This window comes from Paenibacillus sp. FSL M7-0896 (genome assembly GCF_037975415.1).
GTDB lineage: Bacteria > Bacillota > Bacilli > Paenibacillales > Paenibacillaceae > Paenibacillus_AQ > Paenibacillus_AQ silagei.
Genome location: NZ_CP150250.1, coordinates 262187 through 280036, shown reverse-complemented (window position 1 = coordinate 280036; position 17850 = coordinate 262187). Strand labels below are relative to the sequence as shown.

The 17850-nt window shown below is 53.3% G+C and carries 19 protein-coding genes and 1 riboswitch; of the genes, 7 read left to right on the top strand and 12 right to left on the bottom strand.

What is annotated here, in order from left to right:
* Positions 1 to 105: 105 nt before the first annotated feature.
* Positions 106 to 534, bottom strand: a complete 429-nt coding sequence (locus MKY12_RS01225) for a nuclear transport factor 2 family protein (protein ID WP_339312582.1) — start codon at positions 532 to 534, stop codon at positions 106 to 108.
* A 174-nt stretch (positions 535 to 708) separates the two neighbouring features.
* Here MKY12_RS01225 and MKY12_RS01220 point away from each other — a divergent pair, with 174 nt between their 5' ends.
* Entirely contained in the window at positions 709 to 1020 is a 312-nt protein-coding gene (locus MKY12_RS01220; protein ID WP_339253305.1) for a metalloregulator ArsR/SmtB family transcription factor, read from the top strand.
* A 116-nt stretch (positions 1021 to 1136) separates the two neighbouring features.
* On the opposite strand, the gene MKY12_RS01215 is transcribed toward MKY12_RS01220, so the two are convergent.
* The 7 genes from MKY12_RS01215 to MKY12_RS01185 all read right to left on the bottom strand — a co-directional run bounded on the left by MKY12_RS01215 (position 1137) and on the right by MKY12_RS01185 (position 7265).
* On the bottom strand, positions 1137 to 2915 hold the full coding sequence (locus tag MKY12_RS01215; protein ID WP_339312581.1) for a SulP family inorganic anion transporter: 1779 nt from the start codon (positions 2913 to 2915) through the stop codon (positions 1137 to 1139).
* 107 nt (positions 2916 to 3022) lie between these two features.
* Positions 3023 to 3349 (bottom strand): metalloregulator ArsR/SmtB family transcription factor, encoded by a 327-nt coding sequence (locus tag MKY12_RS01210; protein WP_036700195.1) that lies wholly within the window; start codon positions 3347 to 3349, stop codon positions 3023 to 3025.
* A gap of 116 nt (positions 3350 to 3465) precedes the next feature.
* Positions 3466 to 3846, bottom strand: coding sequence for a hypothetical protein (locus MKY12_RS01205; protein ID WP_339312580.1), 381 nt, complete (start codon positions 3844 to 3846; stop codon positions 3466 to 3468).
* A gap of 67 nt (positions 3847 to 3913) precedes the next feature.
* Entirely contained in the window at positions 3914 to 5542 is a 1629-nt protein-coding gene (locus MKY12_RS01200) for a phosphatidylserine/phosphatidylglycerophosphate/cardiolipin synthase family protein (protein ID WP_339312579.1), read from the bottom strand.
* 283 nt (positions 5543 to 5825) lie between these two features.
* The gene (locus MKY12_RS01195; protein WP_339312577.1) at positions 5826 to 6122 is read right to left on the bottom strand and encodes a putative quinol monooxygenase; all 297 of its coding nucleotides are present in this window, start codon (positions 6120 to 6122) and stop codon (positions 5826 to 5828) included.
* A gap of 37 nt (positions 6123 to 6159) precedes the next feature.
* Positions 6160 to 6795, bottom strand: a complete 636-nt coding sequence (locus MKY12_RS01190) for a nitroreductase family protein (RefSeq protein ID WP_155991204.1) — start codon at positions 6793 to 6795, stop codon at positions 6160 to 6162.
* Positions 6796 to 6836: 41 nt separating this feature from the next.
* Complete coding sequence (locus MKY12_RS01185) at positions 6837 to 7265, bottom strand: MarR family transcriptional regulator (RefSeq protein WP_051477777.1); 429 nt, start codon at positions 7263 to 7265, stop codon at positions 6837 to 6839.
* A 108-nt stretch (positions 7266 to 7373) separates the two neighbouring features.
* On the opposite strand from MKY12_RS01185, the gene MKY12_RS01180 reads away from it, so the two are divergent.
* Positions 7374 to 8156 (top strand): carbon-nitrogen family hydrolase, encoded by a 783-nt coding sequence (locus MKY12_RS01180; RefSeq protein ID WP_339312575.1) that lies wholly within the window; start codon positions 7374 to 7376, stop codon positions 8154 to 8156.
* A gap of 584 nt (positions 8157 to 8740) precedes the next feature.
* Here MKY12_RS01180 and MKY12_RS01175 read toward each other — a convergent pair.
* Together MKY12_RS01175 and MKY12_RS01170 are read right to left on the bottom strand one after the other, a co-directional pair.
* Positions 8741 to 9973 carry an IS110 family transposase gene (locus MKY12_RS01175; RefSeq protein WP_339253293.1) on the bottom strand — a complete coding sequence of 411 codons (1233 nt, stop codon included), beginning with the start codon at positions 9971 to 9973 and terminating at the stop codon, positions 8741 to 8743.
* Positions 9974 to 10602: 629 nt separating this feature from the next.
* A complete protein-coding gene (locus tag MKY12_RS01170) occupies positions 10603 to 11508 on the bottom strand; it encodes a lipoate--protein ligase family protein (protein WP_339312574.1) in 906 nt (301 codons plus the stop codon).
* A 223-nt stretch (positions 11509 to 11731) separates the two neighbouring features.
* Here MKY12_RS01170 and MKY12_RS01165 point away from each other — a divergent pair, with 223 nt between their 5' ends.
* The gene (locus MKY12_RS01165; RefSeq protein ID WP_339312572.1) at positions 11732 to 12646 is read left to right on the top strand and encodes a CHAD domain-containing protein; all 915 of its coding nucleotides are present in this window, start codon (positions 11732 to 11734) and stop codon (positions 12644 to 12646) included.
* A gap of 79 nt (positions 12647 to 12725) precedes the next feature.
* Here MKY12_RS01165 and MKY12_RS01160 read toward each other — a convergent pair whose 3' ends face one another.
* Both MKY12_RS01160 and MKY12_RS01155 read right to left on the bottom strand, forming a co-directional pair.
* Positions 12726 to 13361, bottom strand: a complete 636-nt coding sequence (locus MKY12_RS01160; protein ID WP_339312570.1) for a ThuA domain-containing protein — start codon at positions 13359 to 13361, stop codon at positions 12726 to 12728.
* Between the two features lie 78 nt (positions 13362 to 13439).
* Entirely contained in the window at positions 13440 to 14162 is a 723-nt protein-coding gene (locus tag MKY12_RS01155; RefSeq protein WP_036722209.1) for an SDR family NAD(P)-dependent oxidoreductase, read from the bottom strand.
* Between the two features lie 227 nt (positions 14163 to 14389).
* Here MKY12_RS01155 and ytxJ point away from each other — a divergent pair, with 227 nt between their 5' ends.
* The 4 genes from ytxJ (at position 14390) to MKY12_RS01135 (ending at position 17399) form a co-directional block, all read left to right on the top strand.
* Positions 14390 to 14716, top strand: a complete 327-nt coding sequence (gene ytxJ / locus MKY12_RS01150) for a bacillithiol system redox-active protein YtxJ (RefSeq protein ID WP_076083788.1) — start codon at positions 14390 to 14392, stop codon at positions 14714 to 14716.
* Positions 14713 to 14955: a glutaredoxin family protein gene (locus MKY12_RS01145; RefSeq protein ID WP_036722203.1), complete on the top strand. Its 243-nt coding sequence runs from the start codon at positions 14713 to 14715 to the stop codon at positions 14953 to 14955. The genes ytxJ and MKY12_RS01145 overlap by 4 nt, the downstream gene beginning before the upstream one ends.
* 107 nt (positions 14956 to 15062) lie before the next feature.
* Positions 15063 to 16400, top strand: coding sequence for a WD40 repeat domain-containing protein (locus tag MKY12_RS01140; protein ID WP_339312568.1), 1338 nt, complete (start codon positions 15063 to 15065; stop codon positions 16398 to 16400).
* A gap of 239 nt (positions 16401 to 16639) precedes the next feature.
* Positions 16640 to 16809, top strand: a riboswitch (cyclic di-AMP (ydaO/yuaA leader).
* Positions 16810 to 16943: 134 nt separating this feature from the next.
* Complete coding sequence (locus MKY12_RS01135; protein ID WP_036722198.1) at positions 16944 to 17399, top strand: hypothetical protein; 456 nt, start codon at positions 16944 to 16946, stop codon at positions 17397 to 17399.
* The last annotated feature ends 451 nt before the right edge of the window (positions 17400 to 17850 follow it).

Here is a 17850-nt window from a genome sequence, read left to right as displayed (position 1 = left end):
TGATATAATTGTACAAATATGGGGCGGGAGTGTCCAATACGGGAGGGTTTACGGGGAATCCGGTGATAAGTGGAAACGGCTTTGCCGTCTTTTCATACATTTCGCTTACGAATTAAATTCACTGTACTCTTCCTCAGTCGTCTGCACGTTCTTCAGATACGTAATCTGCCCCTTATCATTCACACGCATAATATCTATACCCGCCTTCGCATAGACCGTGCCATCGGCAGCTTGTCCGCATACTGCCCAGTTGGTCAGGTAGCTGCCGTCAGGCTGAAGTACCCATGCGTCCCACATATGTTTAATGTCTTTGTTGTGTTCATAAAAAGTCTTAATCACTACCTCGAATCCTGTGCGGCTTCTCCCGCCCGACACAATTTCAGCATCCTGCGTGAACAGTGACAACAAATCTTGCATAGCCCGATCGTCGGTGCGGGAGGCATCATACAAACGGAAATAGTTATTTAACATGGTTATGTTCTTATCCGTGTGTTGAGCGTTAGTGGTATTACCGGCAGTTGTTGTGTTAGACATTTTATTACCTCCTGAATTTTCTGTAGTGTTATATTTAGTCGGGTTTTATAGTTCGAATATTATCGAACTATTCAACATAAGAAGAACTATATCACACTCTATAAGCAACGTAAATGATAATTCGAAAATTTTCGAACATTGAAAGAAGATATTGAATATGCTAGTATCTACCTTATGAGAAATTTATCGATACCTACAGTTTCAGAGATGCATCTGACCACGGTCTGTAATGCATTAGGTGACCCGTTGCGTATGAAGATTGCCTATTGTCTAGCCAGTTCTGGCGAGAAACGCTGCTCCGCCTTTGAAGTCGACCACATCTCAAAATCAACGTTGTCCCATCACGTTAAAATGCTTCGTGAAGCTGGAATTATCCAGCCGCGCATAGAAGGCAAACAGCACTTTTATTCGCTCAGAAAAGATGATTTAAATACCCGTTTCCCAGGTCTGGTCGATATGATTCTGCACACAGGAGACTTAGAATAATATATGATAAAGCGGGTACTTGGTATATTAAACGACAAAGAAATCGCTCCTTTTGGAATGGAAGGCGGACCCTCCATTTTACCAAAAAGGCGATTTCTTTTTCCGGATTACAAGGATTATACCCCGCCGCTGAGCTTGCGGGCCACCGCCGGAGTGCGCCCCTTGAAGGCAGCGCTGCGCGATGAGGATTCCTCCAGCCCCGAGAGGGCGCTGCATTCTCTGAAGGCCGCATGCGCGCAGCCCCGGCACCGGCTCGGATTCACGCTGCCCAGCGCTTCATTGATCGCTTCGCCGGTATGATCATAGAACTGGGCTGCACCGATCCGGTCGTACAGCCCTGTTCTCTTGAGCAGCTCCAGCGGCTGGCTCTGGATGCCTGAGATCATCAGTCTGCCTCCAGCGGCCTGCAGCTCCTTCACCAGCGCTGCCAGATTGGCCTCGCCTGTCGTATCCATCAGCGGCACCTTGCCCATGCGCAGCAGGATAAGCTTAGGCTGATCCGGGCCGAGCTCGGGCATGGTGTGGTCGAAGCGGTAGGCAGCGCCGAAGAACAGCGGTCCCTCCACATTGTAGATTCCGATCTGCGGACAGTCGTGGCTCTCTGTTACCATATGGGCCTCGACCTTGACGGAAGACGGGTCAGGCAGCACCTTGGAGATTCTATGCACCTCACCCATACGCTTGACGAAGAGCACAACGGCCAGGATCAGCCCCACCTCTACCGCCACGGTCAGATCAGCGAATACCGTCAGCAGGAAGGTAATCGCCAGCACCAGTGAATCTCCGGTCTTCAGCTTCAGCAGGTGGAGAAATTCCTTGCGTTCACTCATATTCCAGGCTACGACCATCAAAATCGGAGCCATCGCTGCCAGCGGAATGCTGGAGGCGTAAGGGGCGAACAGAAGCAGGATCAGGAACACCACCACACCGTGAATGATCCCGGAGAGCGGAGAAGCGGCACCGCTGCGTATATTGGTGGCAGTTCTGGCAATCGCACCGGTAGCCGGTATCCCGCCGAAGAGCGGCGCTGCGATATTGGCCACCCCCTGGCCGATCAGCTCACGGTTGCTGTCATGGCGGCTACCCGACATGCCGTCGGCCACGACTGCGGAGAGCAGCGACTCAATGGCCCCCAGCAGCGCAATGACAAAGGCCGGACGGATCAGCAGCTTGATTTTCTCCCACGTAATGACCGGGAAGTGAAAGCTGGGGAGTGTATTCGGGATATCTCCGTAGGCGGAGCCGATGGTCGTCACCTTGCCGCTGAAGAACAGGGCTGCGATAACCGTGGCACACAACAGTCCAATCAGAGAACCCGGCACCTTCGGGGCAAACCGCAACCCCAGCACCACTACGCCGAGACATACTCCCGCAGTCAAAATGCTGTACAGATTGATTGTGGAGAGATGCGCCCCGATCTCCTTCATATTGTCGATAAAGCTCTCATGCCGCTTCATGTCCCTCAGGCCAAGGAAGTTCGCAATCTGCCCGCTGAAGATAATAACGGCAATCCCGGCCGTGAAGCCGATGGTTACCGGCTTTGGAATGAACTTAATTAATACCCCCAGCCGCAGAACACCCATCAAAACAAGAATCACCCCGGCCATCATTCCGGCAATCAGCAGATTCTCATACCCGTACTGCATGGCAATAGCGAACAAAATAGGAATGAATGCACCCGTAGGCCCGCCAATCTGGAACCTGGACCCGCCGAATAAGGAAATCAGTATGCCGGCCACAATGGTTGTATAGATTCCGTACTCCGGCTTCACACCGGAAGCAATAGCAAATGCCATCCCAAGCGGGATGGCAATAACGCCGACCATTGTCCCTGAAATGATATCCTTGCGCAGCGAAGCAATGTTATAGCCTTTGAAACGGCCCCACCCTGTCATCCTATAACCTTCTTTTCTCTGAATATCTGATTATTTGAATATAATACCCACATTACTCCTGCCCGCCGCTCTTGTCAACGGGGTAATCCGCCCCCCGGAGCCCGGGGTTATTCGCTGCGGATGCCTTCAAGCAGGGAAATGGTACTCACCAGATGATTGTCAAAGATCTGTCTGGCTACAGCCAAAAGCTCCTTAATCAGAGGATCACGTAGGGCATAGATGACAGTGGTCCCTTCCTTGACGCTGGTGACCACATTTTTGGCCCTGAGGACGGCCAGCTGCTGGGATACCGCAGAGCCTTCCGACCCCAAGATCGCCTGCAGCTCGTTCACATTCTTCTCGCCTTCGCTAAGCAGCTCCAGAATCCGAATCCGCATCGGGTGCGCCAGCGCCTTGAAGAATTCCGTCTTAAATTGTTGAATATCGCTGTTCATCAGACTTCTGCTCCTTATGCTGTTACTTGTTTCAATCTATATTATATTAGCTCATTTGCCTGAAGGTGGCTATGCCGGGGCAGGAAATAGTTCGTCCGCCGGGGGCCCTGCGGCCCCTACAGATTCACCGGATACAGCCTCGCTTCACGGGTCCTCAGCTCGACGAAGCCGCCCAGCGCCATCGGTTCACCCAGGCATTCGAACATGATCAGGTCGCGGCCGATCCGCAGATAACCTGTGCCGTCCTCCTCTATATTTTCCAGCACGCCTGTCAGGATGACCGTGTCCCCTTCGATACGCAGGCCAAAGGCACCGCCGGGAGCAGGCACAATATCGACCCAGCTCATGAACAGCGCCGGCAGCTCCCATTCTGCCACCCATTCCTCACCCGGCTGAACAGGCGGTCCGCACCAGATGGCTCTGGCTTCCCCCCATTCCGCTGCCGCGAATCTGATTTCTCCGGTCCGGGGACCTTGTCCAAGAATGTGTATGTTCATCTTCATTAGCTCCATCTTCGTTCATTGGTATAACGTCATTATACATGACCAGGCGCCGGAGAGGATATCAGGTGTAATTCTGCGTTGCTTTGTTCAGATATGTGCTGGGATGCAGCCAGGGATGCTTGAAGAACTCGTGTTTGTCAGTGATCTGGCGCGATACGCTGAGGTCATAATCAATCATGCGCTTCACCTTCTCCGCGAGGCTTCTGCCCTTCACCAGCAGGCCCAGCTCGTAATCATGGCAGGCACTCCGTTCATTAATATTATAAGAGCCGTGAAATACCGCCTGCGCTCTGTGGTCGTAGATGATTTTCCAGTGGGAGAAGCGTTCAGTCGCACTATAATCATAGAAGGATACGCCGTTACAAAAGGGAATGTACATGTTGCTGCGCACCGCCGCCCGGTTCGTCGGATGGTCATTAATCTCCAGCGGATTGCAGATGGTAAGATGGCAGGCACGCTCCGGTCCCACTTCACCCAGCCGGTCCCAGAAGGCCTGATCGATCAGATACGGATTCACAATAAGGGTCTCATCGGCCGCATAGGTGATCACATCCAGAATATATTGCTGAATCAGATTCACCGGGTTGCCGGGAAAGCTCGCGAAGAGCGTACACTCCTCCTCCCCGAACGCATAGTCCACCGCAGGACGATAGAAGGGTGACGCCAGGTCAAAGTGATCTCCCCCGAGCAGCAGCCACCTGGAGTGAAAAACAGCGTTCAGCGACTGGGCCACAGCCCCCTGAATGCGGAAGCAGCCGTCATGCCACTCCTCTTCCTTCGCGGGGATACCGAGCGGACGTCCCTCCACCTGCTGATCCGGGGCTTCCTGAATGGGGGTGGCGAACGTATACTGGTCCCCGATATTCAGACTGCCGATAATGGAAGTTACTCCGTCTATAATCATGAATTTGCGGTGGTCAATCACATTCAGCCCGGTCACCTCCACATCCTCCTGAACCTTATCCTGCAGAAAAAGGATGCTCTCAGGCACGCCCTGTGACTTCAGCACCTTGCGCTTCGCAGCCCATTCCTCTGCAGCGTAATAGGAGTGGAAGGTATCCAGGAGCCTCGCACCTGCCTGCTCCAGACGCCCGGCAATCTTGGAGAATTGCCCCACCTCCAGGTTCTGGCCGTATCCGAGCGCAGTGACCGTATAATTCACCATGATTCTAACCTCTACTCCGCGCTCAAGTGCATGAAGCAGCTCACTAGCGATAAGGTTCCCTGAATGGTCATTGAAGAACAGCATCACGGACAGATGAATATAACGCTCAGCCTTGCCGATTTCGCCGAGCAGCATGTCCAGACATTGCGGCCCGTTCACATAAGGATCTACCCGGTTATGCCGGGTGGTTTGCGGGGCCAGAGCCCTGAGCTTACCGGAATCGAGTCCTGCTACTGTATCCGCGAGCTGATTAAGCCATTCCTGGCTTACACCCGGCAGTTGCCCGAGTTGCTGCATATCGGTTATTACGCCACCGCACTCCTGCCGGTAAGCGCGTGCGGTATCATTTTGCAAAAGAGGGGTAAACGCCGGCTCAGCCGCCTCCGCGCCTTCGGTAAGCGAGGCCAGGGAGCCGCCCGAAATATGATAATTCACGTAATCTATGAGATCCTGCTGAAGCTGCCCGTCCTGCTCGGCAGCAGCAGGGATTGAGGTTAACCGGTGATTATTATGTAGATTAGTCATGCTGTCTTCATCTCCTTCGTTCTTCCCCGCCTTGCTTCGTCAGCAAATGACAAGCCAAGTAAGGGTAAGGTAAGATACCCCGCTTGTACATTTTATAAACGGCATGGCACCTATCAAAATAATCCCACAAAGTGGGGCCTTACCTTCGATGATTACTCAGGTACTTTGCGGGGATCCCAAAACATATAAATTATTCCCTTAAAAAAGATGCCCGCAGCAGTCATTAGACTGCCGGAGCATCCCGGGATTCCAGATCATATAGGGTGAACCGCTTAATTCGTAATTATTTGCTCAATTCCTCAGCGCTATACACCTTAACATCAAGCGGTGCGGTCAGGAACTCTCCCGCTTTGGCGGCGAAGCCGGTGAAGTGAGGGCTTGTGTTGTGAGCGGCAACGGCGGCCTGGTCACGCCAGGTCTCAACCATAATATAGAGACTTCCGTCTGCTGCATGCTTATACAGCTCGTAGGACAGGTTCTCTTCTTCTTCGTGTGTGGCGGCAATCAGCGGCTTCGCTGTGGCCAGGAACTCTTCCTCCCGTGCAGGATTCACATGAAGCAGCGCATGGATAATAATCATTTGGATATTCCTCCTAGAATTTCATGGGTATAGAGTATTATTTCCACTGGGCAATCGTGTCAATAGGCAGACGGACGGAGGCGTAGCCCTCTTCCAGTGCTTTGCCGATCGAAATCAGCATGACCGGAATGTAGCGTTCTTTGTCCAGACCGAACATTTCAGCGATCTGATCCTTTTCAAATCCGCCGATCGGATTGGTGTCATACCCGTGTGCGCGGGCGGACAGCATCAATTGCATGGAGACCAGACCGGCGTCAATCATCACCGTCTCTCTGTTCACATCTGCGGGCAGCTTGGCAAAGTGGGCGCCCAGGGCGGCCAGCTGTCTTTCTTTCACCTCGGCAGGCATAAGTCCGCGTTCTACAGCCGTTCCGTAGATTTGTTCAGCGTAATCGAAGTTATTCATATCACCGAATACGGCAATCACCGCTGCGGAGGTTTCGACCTGAGTCTGGTTGAACTTGGCAATAGGGGCCAGCTTAGCTTTGGCTTCCGGGCTTTCGATGATCACAAAACGCCAAGGCTGCATATTCACGGAGGAAGGCGCCAGCGTGGCTTCAGTAAGAATCTCTGTCATTTCCTCTTTGCTGATTTTGACGGATGAATCATATTTGCGGATAGAGCGGCGTCCTGTAATAATGCTGATGTAATCATTGTTTTTGGTAGTGTTCATGATAATTTGCTCCTTTAAAATGGTTTGATTATTGTTTCCGGCTACAGTAAATTAATGTTATATTGCAGCCGGGTAAGCATCTCTGCGAGCACAGTGCGCTCCTGTTCATTGAATCCGTTCAGCAGATCGCTGATGAACTCGGTCTTGTTCTCCCGGTAGGCATTGATATGCTCACGGCCTTGACCAGTCAGGGAGACGAGAGTCACCCGATTATCGGCTGGATTATTGCGGCGGGCGATCATCCCGTTCTCTTCAAGCCCTTTTAAGTGGCGGGTAACCGCTGCTGCATCGATTTCCAGAAGCTTTTGCAGGGAAATCTGACTGATCTCGGAAATCCGGTACAGCTCTTGCAGCAGCCTGAAGCGGGTCGGAGTCATGCCGGCGCAGCGCTCGAATTTGGGGCCGATTTCTTTGTGCAGGGCCTGTAGCAGTTCGAAGATCTTATGTTCATCGGGCTGAACTTCGCTCAAGATTAACCCCCTCACGCAAATAAATTGTGCAAAACCTTTTCGACAAAACATACTTTACACCCAATTCATTGACCCGTCAACTAATAATTTTTGGAGGAGGCTGCCAGTATGAAAATAGCCCTGATTCAGCTCGATATAGCATTTGGCAAACCGGAGGTGAATTATGCTGCCGCTGAGCGCAAAATTCGTGAGGCTACCGCCGGCAGTCCAGACTGCATTATTCTTCCCGAGCTATGGACAACGGGATATGACCTGACCCGGCTGGGCGAAATCGCAGATCCCGGCGGACATACCACGGGTGCCTTGATATCAGGTCTGGCCCGGGAATACGGCGTGAATATCGTTGCCGGCTCCATTGCCGTCAGGCAGGAGAACGGCGGCATTACGAACAGTATGTATGTCTTTGACCGCAGCGGGGCGTGCACCGGGGAGTATAGCAAGCTGCATCTGTTCAAGCTGATGGAGGAGCATCTCTACCTCCAGCCCGGCGCAGCCAAGGGACTGTTCACGCTGGACGGTATCTCCTGTGCCGGGCTGATCTGCTACGACATCCGGTTCCCGGAATGGGTCCGGGTTCATATGGCCGCAGGGGCCGAGATCCTGTTCATCAGCGCCGAATGGCCGCTGCCCCGCCTCTCTCACTGGCGCGCGCTGTTGATCAGCCGGGCGATTGAGAACCAGTGCTACGTTGTAGCATGTAACCGGGCAGGGGCAGATCCGGCGAATACCTTCGCTGGACATTCCCTGATCATCGATCCTTGGGGCGAAATTGTCAGCGAGGCCTCCGGGGGCGAAGAGATCCTCCGCGGCGAGCTTGACCTCGCCCGGGTCCGGGAGGTACGGGGGCATATCCCGGTCTTCGCGGACCGGCGTCCGGAGTTGTATTTGTAGTTGGGGCGGCAGGGGATATGTAGAGGCTGATCGCAGGGGGCGGCATCTCATGCCCCCATTAAATATTTTTGAACTGCCTCCGGCCCGCTCACCCTCGCGCGTGCACATTGTAGTCGGTTTTTCACCTTCATTTGGCCCGAACACCCTTCGCCTGCACATTGTGTTCGGTTTTCCGCATACATTCAGGCTGCGCACACCCCGACCTGAACATTGTATGCTGTTTTTAGCATACATTTGGTCCGTGCGCCCTCTAACCTGCACATTGTATGCTGTTTTTAGCATACATTTGGCCCGCGCACACCCCAGCCTGCACATTGTATGCTGTTTTTCACATACATTCGGCCCGCGCACACCCTAGCCTGCATATTGTATGCTGTTTTTCACATACATTCGGCCCGCGACACCCCAGCCTGCACATTGTATGCTGTTTTTCGCATACATTCAGCCGCGCACACCCCAGCCTGCACATTGTATGCTGTTTAATACGAAAATAAAGTATCGGAAAATGCGCCGCAGACTGGATTTTGACAAAAAAAGACCCACCGCCCCCAAAAAACGTTTCGTTTTTTTTGAAAAAGGGAAGACTATGGGGTAGGATTTAGTTGCACGCTATATCCTAACTGCTGGATATATTGCACGTACCGATCCAACCGGTTTTTCTTGGACGTCTCATCGCCTAGTGAGACGTCTATTTCTTGGTATGACCTTTTCTCCCGCATCAGGGCATGGAGGATTCGAATCAGCAAATGTGCGGTGGCGACGTTTGCTTTTTTATCGCCTCGTCTCTTACGAATTCGTCGAAAGAATTGGCCGATCCGGTTCGAGGAGCGAGCGTTCGCCCAAGCCGCCTGACACAACGCCCCTTTCAGGTGCTTGTTCCCTTGCATCGTTTTTGACTTTCTTCGCTTTCCCGCGCTTTCGTTGTTCCCTGGACACACCCCCGCCCATGATGCAAACTGCGCATCACTCGGGAACATTTCCGCGACATGCGGCCCCACTTCGGCAAAGATGGTCACGGCAGACGTCCGCTCAATTCCTGGGATGGAGTCAATTTGTTCAATTACCTCCAGGTAGGGTTCTGCCTTCGCCTCGATTCGAGCTTCCAGTTCCGTGATCCTTTTCTCCAAATAAACCAAGTGGTCCCAATGGTCTCGAATCATCTCCCGATGATGACGGCGCAACTTGCCATTGAGCGCGTCTAGCAACTGTGGAACTTTCTTTTTTAAACGGGTTTTGACCAGGTTTTTAACGGCCATTTCGTCGACGACCTCGCCGTCCATGATCTTCTGGAGCAGGCCCCGTCCCGAAACCCCATATAGATCGGACATAAAGGTGGTTAGCTTGATGTTGGCATCCTGCAGGATTTTGTGGATGCGGTTCTTCTCCGCCGTCACCGCCTGCACCATCTTACTCCGGTAACGGGTCAAATCCCGCAAATCCCGGATGTCCTGTTCGGGCACCATACTGCCTTCAATGAGCCCGCAACGGTGCAATTGCGCTAACCAGCGCGCATCTTGCATGTCACTTTTTCGACCCGGCATATTCTTTACCCGCTGGGCGTTGGCCAAGACCAGATCACAACTGCCCTCTAAGATGTTCCATACCGGTTTCCAAAACACGCCGGTACTCTCCATCACCACTTCCCGACAGCCGTGTTCACTCAGCCAATCTTGCAGGCCTAGCAATTCTCGGGTTGTCGTCCCAAAGGTTTTCAGGTGACATTGTGGTTTCTGTTCGATCGGTCCTTTCAACACGTAGGCCACAACGGTTTCCTGGTGCACGTCTAGACCAGCGCAACACATACGTACAGCATCCATTCCAACCATCCTCCATCGTCAGTTTACAAATCATGCGCTCGAGTGAGTGTAATTTAATACACGTACTTTTGGGGGGCTACAATAGGCGATGCTCGAAAAGCGCAATAGAACGGTTTTTCGCACGGGGTGTATCCCAGTAACCGTTTCCGCCCTTTGATTTGTATATGTAGTGTTGACGACTACAGCCTCATTTAGAATGGTTGCGACGGATGCCACCCACTTATTTTCATTCCTGGGGGTGACAAGGCCTCTGTCTTGTCATGCCTGTTTTTCGCATACATTCGGCCCGTGCACACCCCAGCCTGCACATTGTATGCTGTTTTTCACATACATTCGGCCCGCGCACATCCCAGCCTGCACATTGTATGCTGTTTTTCACATACATTCGGCCCGCGCACACCCCAGCCTGCACATTGTATGCTGTTTTTCGCATACATTCGGCCCGCGCACACTCCAGCCTGCACATTGTATGCTGTTTTTCGCATACATTTGGCCCGCACACACCCCAGCCTGCACATTGTATGCTGTTTTTCGCATACATTTGGTCCGTACGCCCTCTAACCTGCACATTGTATGCTGTTTTTCGCATACATTCAGCCACCCGTCGCTGCCGCCAGTAGCCGCCCGCTTCAGCGGGCGTACCTCTCGCGCAGCATACGCGCTGCTTCAAGCACCTGCGGGTCGCTGTACCGCAGGCTGTAGCCTGTCTCCTGCTGCAGCAGCTCCGCCGGCAGCAGGCGGGTTCCCCGGCCGGCAAGCGCCTGCCGGATACCCGCAGTGAATTCGGCCGCCGAAGACGGGCCGCCAAGCTCCGCGAGCGCGGCGATGGTCTCCGGCCGCACGCGCGGATAGTCCAGGGAAGCATCGCCGTCCGCTGCATCCTGATAGAAGCGGCGGATGCACTCTCCGCGCGCGAGCCCCGTGCCGGACACAATAACGAACGCGTGGACGAAGTACGCGCTGCTCTGTCTGCGCTGGGCGATGCCGCAGAACTTGCGGCCGCCGATCGCCAGGTCGAAGTCACCGGGGCAATACGACCCAGTGACTTCTTCTGCCCGGATCTGCGCTGCTGCCTGCGGATAGCCCGCCGCTACCGCTTCGGTAATCACCGAAGCCAGCAGCCGGAAATCATCGTGGAAGTCCAGCTTGCCCGCAGGCTTCGGCAGCAGCAGGGACACGTTGATCACTCCCGCATCCAGCGGCACCGCAGCGCCGCCCGAATGGCGGACTGCCGTACGGATGCCCTGCTGCTCCAGCGCCTGCATCGCCTCTGCTGCGCGGGGCAGCTTGCTGTCCCGCAGCCCCAGCGCCACTCCGCCGGGATGGCTCCAGAGATGCAGCACCGGCGGGACCTTACCGGCCCCGACATCACGGCACAGCACCTCTTCAAAAGCAAACGGAATCAGCATATCCTCCGCAGATGCCTCTTCCCCTTCTCCCCCTGCTTCACCGCCGGTATGCGTGAAGAGGATCATCTCCTCCGGCAGCCTACCCGCAGCCCCGCTCTCCAGTACATCATAAGGTTCACTCCGCATGCTGATTCCCCTTTCTATCTATAAGCCCTGGCCAATCTTAACTCCGTTAACTATTCACATTGTAACCGATCTCTCCCCGCACCGTACAACCGGCAGTGTATGCCCTTACAGATTTGAAATAGCGAAGCGAACCCGTTATCCTTAATGTAGTACAGAAGAATATACCAGCCATAAGATTCGCGCATAAGCTCATGCTATACACAACCTCTAGGAGTGATGCTGCATGACAACCGAACCACAGGCAAAAGACAGGCAACTAAGCAAATCCAGGCAATGGGAACAGGCCATGAGCAAGCTGTACATCAACTTTCAAGACTACAGCAAGGATGTTCGCAAAGAGTTCAACGATGAGGATATTCATCAGGCCAGAGTCAATAGCCGCAAGCTGCTGACCTTGTTGTCCATTCTTGATCCGGGCCATACTGCAACGGCAGACTTGTATGACAGCTTCAAGCAGGCCCAGAAGAAGCTCGGCAGAGTCCGTGATGCAGATGTGCTGATCGGGTCGTTTGAAGCCCGCCGCAAGGCAGCGAAGGCTGCTGGTGATAAGAAGACTGCCAAGCTGCTGAAGGCGGTAATCGAACATCAGAAGGATACACGGAAGGCCGCCCGTAAGAAGCTGAGGAAGGCACTGCCCAAGCTGTCCGGCCAAGCGCTCGAAGCGGTGTGGACACCTTTTATCGAGACAGGGCTAGAGCCCCTCGCCGCCAAAAAAGACGCCAATGTCGCCATGCGCGAGCTTGAAGTCGCCTTTGAACAGAAGAAAAAAGCCTGCAAGACCTTATTCAAGGGTCCTCAAGCTGAATCAAAAGAAGCCTTCGAAGCTCTTCATGAGCTGCGAATCGCCGCCAAGGAACTGCGGTACACGGCGAATGCGGCTGCTTTTGCGCTGGATCAGAAATTCCATGCCCATGAAGCCTTCTATAAGGACATCCAGGACCAGCTCGGACTCATTAATGACAAGCGGGTATGGCTTGAGACGCTGCAATCGATTGGACGCGAAGAGCTGGATGTCGGCAAAAAAGTCTGGGCTGCCTTCACCGATACGCTGCGGGCAGAGGTACTGGAGGCTCTTCATCAGAACGGGGTCGTCCCTGTTGCTGAGACTAAGCCCCCCAAAATAGGGCATCATAGCTGATCATCCCATCCTCTACACAAAGGCAGGACGCCGCATGTTATCCAAGCGGTATCCTGCCTTTGTTCATAAGCGCCACGTACTATAGCATTCCGGCAGCCCATAATCCGCCTCTGCGGATCATCCGTCGCAGCGGCTCTGAAGAGAAGGAAGGCAGATGGTGCCCAGGCATCAGATAGACCACCCGGCCTTCGCCGAAGGTATGGCACCATGCCGCCGGTCTCATCGCTCCGTCATGAGGATATTCGGCCAGCACCGTTGTCTCGAAGTGGGGATGCTGCTCGAAATAGTAAGGCTCGTCCTCGATCACAAAATCAGAGATCCCCTCCATAATCGGGTGCTCCGGCGCAATCACCTTCATCTGAAGCGTCGTGAACGCCGGATGATGGGTGAACCGGGCACCGAGCATCGCCCCAAGCTCCTGATTACGCTGCAGAGATATGCCGTTATGCACGACAAGCAGCCCGCCGCCGCCAGCCACATAAGCAAGCAAGGCTCCGCTCTGCGCAGCGGGTAACTGCTCCTCGGAGAATTCCGTATAGGAGATCACAAGCCTGCATTCTGCCAGCTCTGCCTGGTTCATCCGTCCGTAATCCTCCGTAGAGACCACCTGAATCTCCGGCTCAAGGAGCTGCTCCAGCTCACGGTCTACCCCTTCGAAGGGATGATATTTCACTTCGGTATAGCTGCCGAACGCCAATGCTTTGTATGAAGACATGCTACACACACCTCTCTTTTGCCAAGTTAGCCTGACCGGAAAGTCAGTGTCACCCCTGATTCGTTACCCCTGCCGCTGTCACCAGGGCCAGAGATTGCCGTCCAGATCGATATAAGCCGGTTCTTCGGCCAGATACATCTTGTGGTTATGAACGATCGTCATAATCTTGCCTGCTGATTCTTCAGGAGTTACAGGCGCCTCTGCATCCTTCTCCCCGTTCATATAGGTCTGCAGCCAGCCGGGATGGAAGACCAGCACTTGTCCGCCCATCGCACGCAGATGATTGTGCAGCAGCGAAGACTGCATATTAAGCGCGGCCTTCGACATACAGTAGCCATACATATTGATCCGCTTGTTCCGCCCGATGCTTCCGGCCTCCGACGAGATATTAACCACCAGACGCTGGCGGCCTTGCAGCAGTAAGCCCATCAATGCATTGCTCACCCTCAGCGCACCCAGCGTGTTCACGTTATAAATCTCCGCCATAGCTTCATCATCCATATCCACGAGCACTGTTGCATCATCAGACTTGTGGATAATCCCTGCGTTATTGATAATCATATCAAGGTGCCCTGTACTTCCGGCAATACTCCGCGCGGCCTCCTTTACGCTCCCTGCACTGCCGATATCGAGAGGAACCAGCTTCAGGCTATCCGGGTATTGCGCTTTCAAAGCTTCAAGTAGCGCAGGGTCCGGCAAATACTGTCCGGCAAACACCATGTACTTACTCTCCAAAAGAGATCGAACGAGGAATAATCCCAGTCCACGGTCAGCACCGGTAACACAGGCAACCCTTTTCATGAGCTCCCCCCTCCTATCTGCATAATTATGCTACGAGCCTAGGTCCATCCCTCTCACATTAGCATGGCTGCAGGCCGTTAACAACATCCTGCAAGGGAGGGCAGGCTAAGCAGAACTTTACTTTTGCTTTAATTTTGAACTATGCTACAATCATGATTAATAGTTGTTAACAACACAATTGTTGACAACAGGTTTCATTAACTCTTACCCAGGAAGGTGATCCTACGATGTCAATTCAACAAATCCACACTAAGGAAGAATTACAGCAATATATCGGGCAGCCTGGCAAAAAACTGCTCTTCAAGCACAGCACCACCTGCCCGATCAGCGCCAAGGCCAACGAGGAATTCCAGGCCTATACACAGCATTCAGATACTCCTGCAGCCGTGGTCCATGTGATCGAAGACCGTCCTGTCTCCAATCAGATTGCTGAGGATTTCGGGATCAAGCATGAATCCCCGCAGATTTTCCTGCTGGAGGACAGCGAAGTCCGCTGGAACACCTCACACTGGAAGATTACCCAAAAAGCGATAAAGGAAGCAGTGGAACAATGAGCGCGAACGTAATTGTCTATTCAACCTCCGGCTGTGGCGAGTGTAATCAGGTCAAGCAGCTGCTGGAGAGCAAGGGCATTCCCTTCGAGGTCCGGGATGTGATGACCAGCTCCGTCTATCAGGAGGAAGTGGAGAAGCTGGGCTTCATGGGCATTCCAGTCACCGTATCCGGGGACCGGGCGGTCAAGGGCTTCAATCTCCCTGAGCTTCAGGAGCTTATGGATGCTGCTGTTCTGTAATATACACAAAGGTGCTGTCCTCTCAACAGGAGCAGCGCCTTTTTTTTGCGATTCATCGATGGAATAATTGTATATTTATATATATCTGGACAAGGAGGATTGATCCTTTGAAGTGGCTACAGGATGAGCATGCCGCCAAATGGCGTGAAGAAGGACAGCGTTATGCGAGCGACGTTAATCAATTCGTACATAAAGGACTGACTGAAGGCTGGGACAAAGCGGGAAAAGAACCCGCAGAGGATACACGCGGGGGCCTCGCCGCCAAAATCTATAAGATGATTCGAGAAGCTAATGAGCACGGTGAGATTACTGAGCTGCGGGAGCAACTACCGGCGGCAACGTGGCCGCTCTCCGGGCACTTCCAGAAGGAGATGCAAGCAATTCGCGGTATTCATTTCATCAGTGATGATGCTCTGGTGTTCAGCACCGGCTCACCTTGGGAGAAGAATGTAGTTGTAGCAGTACATAAGGATGTTATTTCCGTATTCGACGAGTTTAGCCTGGTTGGGACATCTCCTGACAATCAGTTCTATGCACTCGCCGGAATTCAAGGCATTACCATTATGCAATCCATGAACAGCACTCTACAAGGAAAAGTTGTAGCAGATCTCTCATGGCGTGAGCTGAATGGCACGATTCAAGCGCTGGACCCGGAGTTTACTGTTTTGAACATAGACAGCCTGGATCAGGAGTTACCCTTGGAGCAAGTCATTCCTTTTAACGGGGGCCAAGCATTATTGCTTGTTACGAGCCAGGGGATTTTCCTGGTCCAGCAATCGCAGGAGAAGGAGAAGCTATGGGAGGTGAAGCTGCTGCATCCTGATCTCGAAGAATATAAAGCAGATGAGCTGGAGCATATTGACATTGACATGCCGCATGGTGCCGTCTCTCCGGATGGAAGATGGATTGCCTATGGCAGCCAGGGCAGTGATCATCTTTTATATGACACAACTTCAAGGCAGGTTCACTTATTCAATCCGGAATCCAGTTACCCGCACTATACTATATTTACGAAGGACCAGCACAGCGTGTGGTACAATGCCTGCCACTTCTATAATGGCGTTACCCTTACTGTGTCCCTTGAAGATGCGGAAGCAGGAAAGCTCTCGTACGATCAGGAATATCCGGTCGTTAACGAGGAAGCCCGGGTATATGCGGCGGCGGCACTGAAGGACGGTGTTGTCATTGGCGATGCCTATGGATACTTGAGGCTCATTGATGCAGAGGGGCGGGAGCTGTGGCGTTATTATGCCGGAAGCACCATTTCTGGATTAGCTGTCAATCCGGATGAGACCATACTGGCCGTGGGGACTTATGGAGGGATGCTGCATTTCCTGGACCTTCATGCCACTGAACGCAGCGACTATGAGATTACAACAGGAACCGTTCGTGAGATGAAGCGGATTATTGCCTGGAAGAATCAGAATGAGCCGCTTTGGTGGTGAGCTGATACATGGAGAACCCTTCTTCCCCACCGTCGTCTGCCAAAAATAAAAAACAGCGCTTGAGCGAGATAAATGGCAGATAATCTGCTACATATAGGTGTTTTGGCTTCCATTTGCTTAGCCATTCAGCCATTTGCTGAAAATAAGGCGAATAGCACTCTTTTCCATTTTTACAAACCCCCTCTGAAGAGAGTATGATTCGTGTTGAAAGCAAATGAATGCATTCATGAAAATGAGCATATGCATGCACGCTGAATTTCCGTCATGTGGAAAACGGGGGAACCATCCGGCCGTCAGGCCGACTTGGGGTGAATCCGAAGGAGAATGCCACGCGCAGGTCTCCGGCAGGTAGGGCGACTCTCACCGTCCGAATCCGACAGCTAACCTCGTAAGCGCCAAGAGAGAGCCCTGATCCGCCACGCTTTTGTGCCAGGCGTCTTAAGCCTGTTACCCACAACCGCAGGCAGAGGTCCTCCTCTGCCTGCGGTTTTTTGCGCGCTGGAATGAACTGCACAGTATAGATTCAGGAAGGAACGTGACCACATGCCTGACCCCTTATCGCCCAAACTAACCGCCGCTGCCGGATTCAACCACTACACCCAGCAATATAGCGGTCCCGTCTATGCGCTTAGCTGCCTGCTGCTGGAGCAAGGCGTCCGCGCCGAACAAGCTGCAACCGCCACCTTCGTGGCACTCCATCCACTATGGCTGAAGGGCCGCCTCTCAGGGGACGCCGCTGCTGCGGCTGCCTACAGAGAGTGCATCCGCCAGTGTGCCATGCTCGCCCACGACCGCAGCCGCTGCGCTTCTGCGCCGCTGAGCTGGGACGATCACGTTGCCAGTGCCTTATGGTACGGCATCCAGCTCCCCCTGTCCGACATCAGCCAGATTCTGGAGTGCAGCGTCCCCGAGCTCAAGGCCCGGCTCAGAGGAATACGCGAACAGATGGCAGCCGCCCATTCAGCCTTGCCTGCTGTGCACCGCCCTTCGGCAGGTTGAGACTGGGAATAATGCGGGATACGCGGGATATAGGAATGAGTGCGGCGGAATGAGTTGGATGTGGCGGAATTAGGGTACGGATGCGACAAAAGGAGATGGATAGCGGGCCATGCGGACTACAGATCCTCTATTTCGGCAAATGGGACCATTCCGAAGGCCATGCGGACTGAGAGGCGCTTAATTAACCCATTCCGCCTCATTTTGCGCTCCATACAGCCCTTTAAGGTCCTCTCAGTCCGTAACGGGGAGAAAATCGGTCTTTTTCACAAAATAAGGGCCGCTGAGTCCGCCTACAAAACAACATCCCCCCACAAAGCGGGGCTCTAACAAATAAAGCCGCAGCATCCGCCGCGACTTCGTCCTTGACTCTCAGCGCCAGCACCCGTACAGTACTTGGCCCATCTTACATAGCTCAATCATCCCATGCACTCATCCTGTCTCCACCAACCGT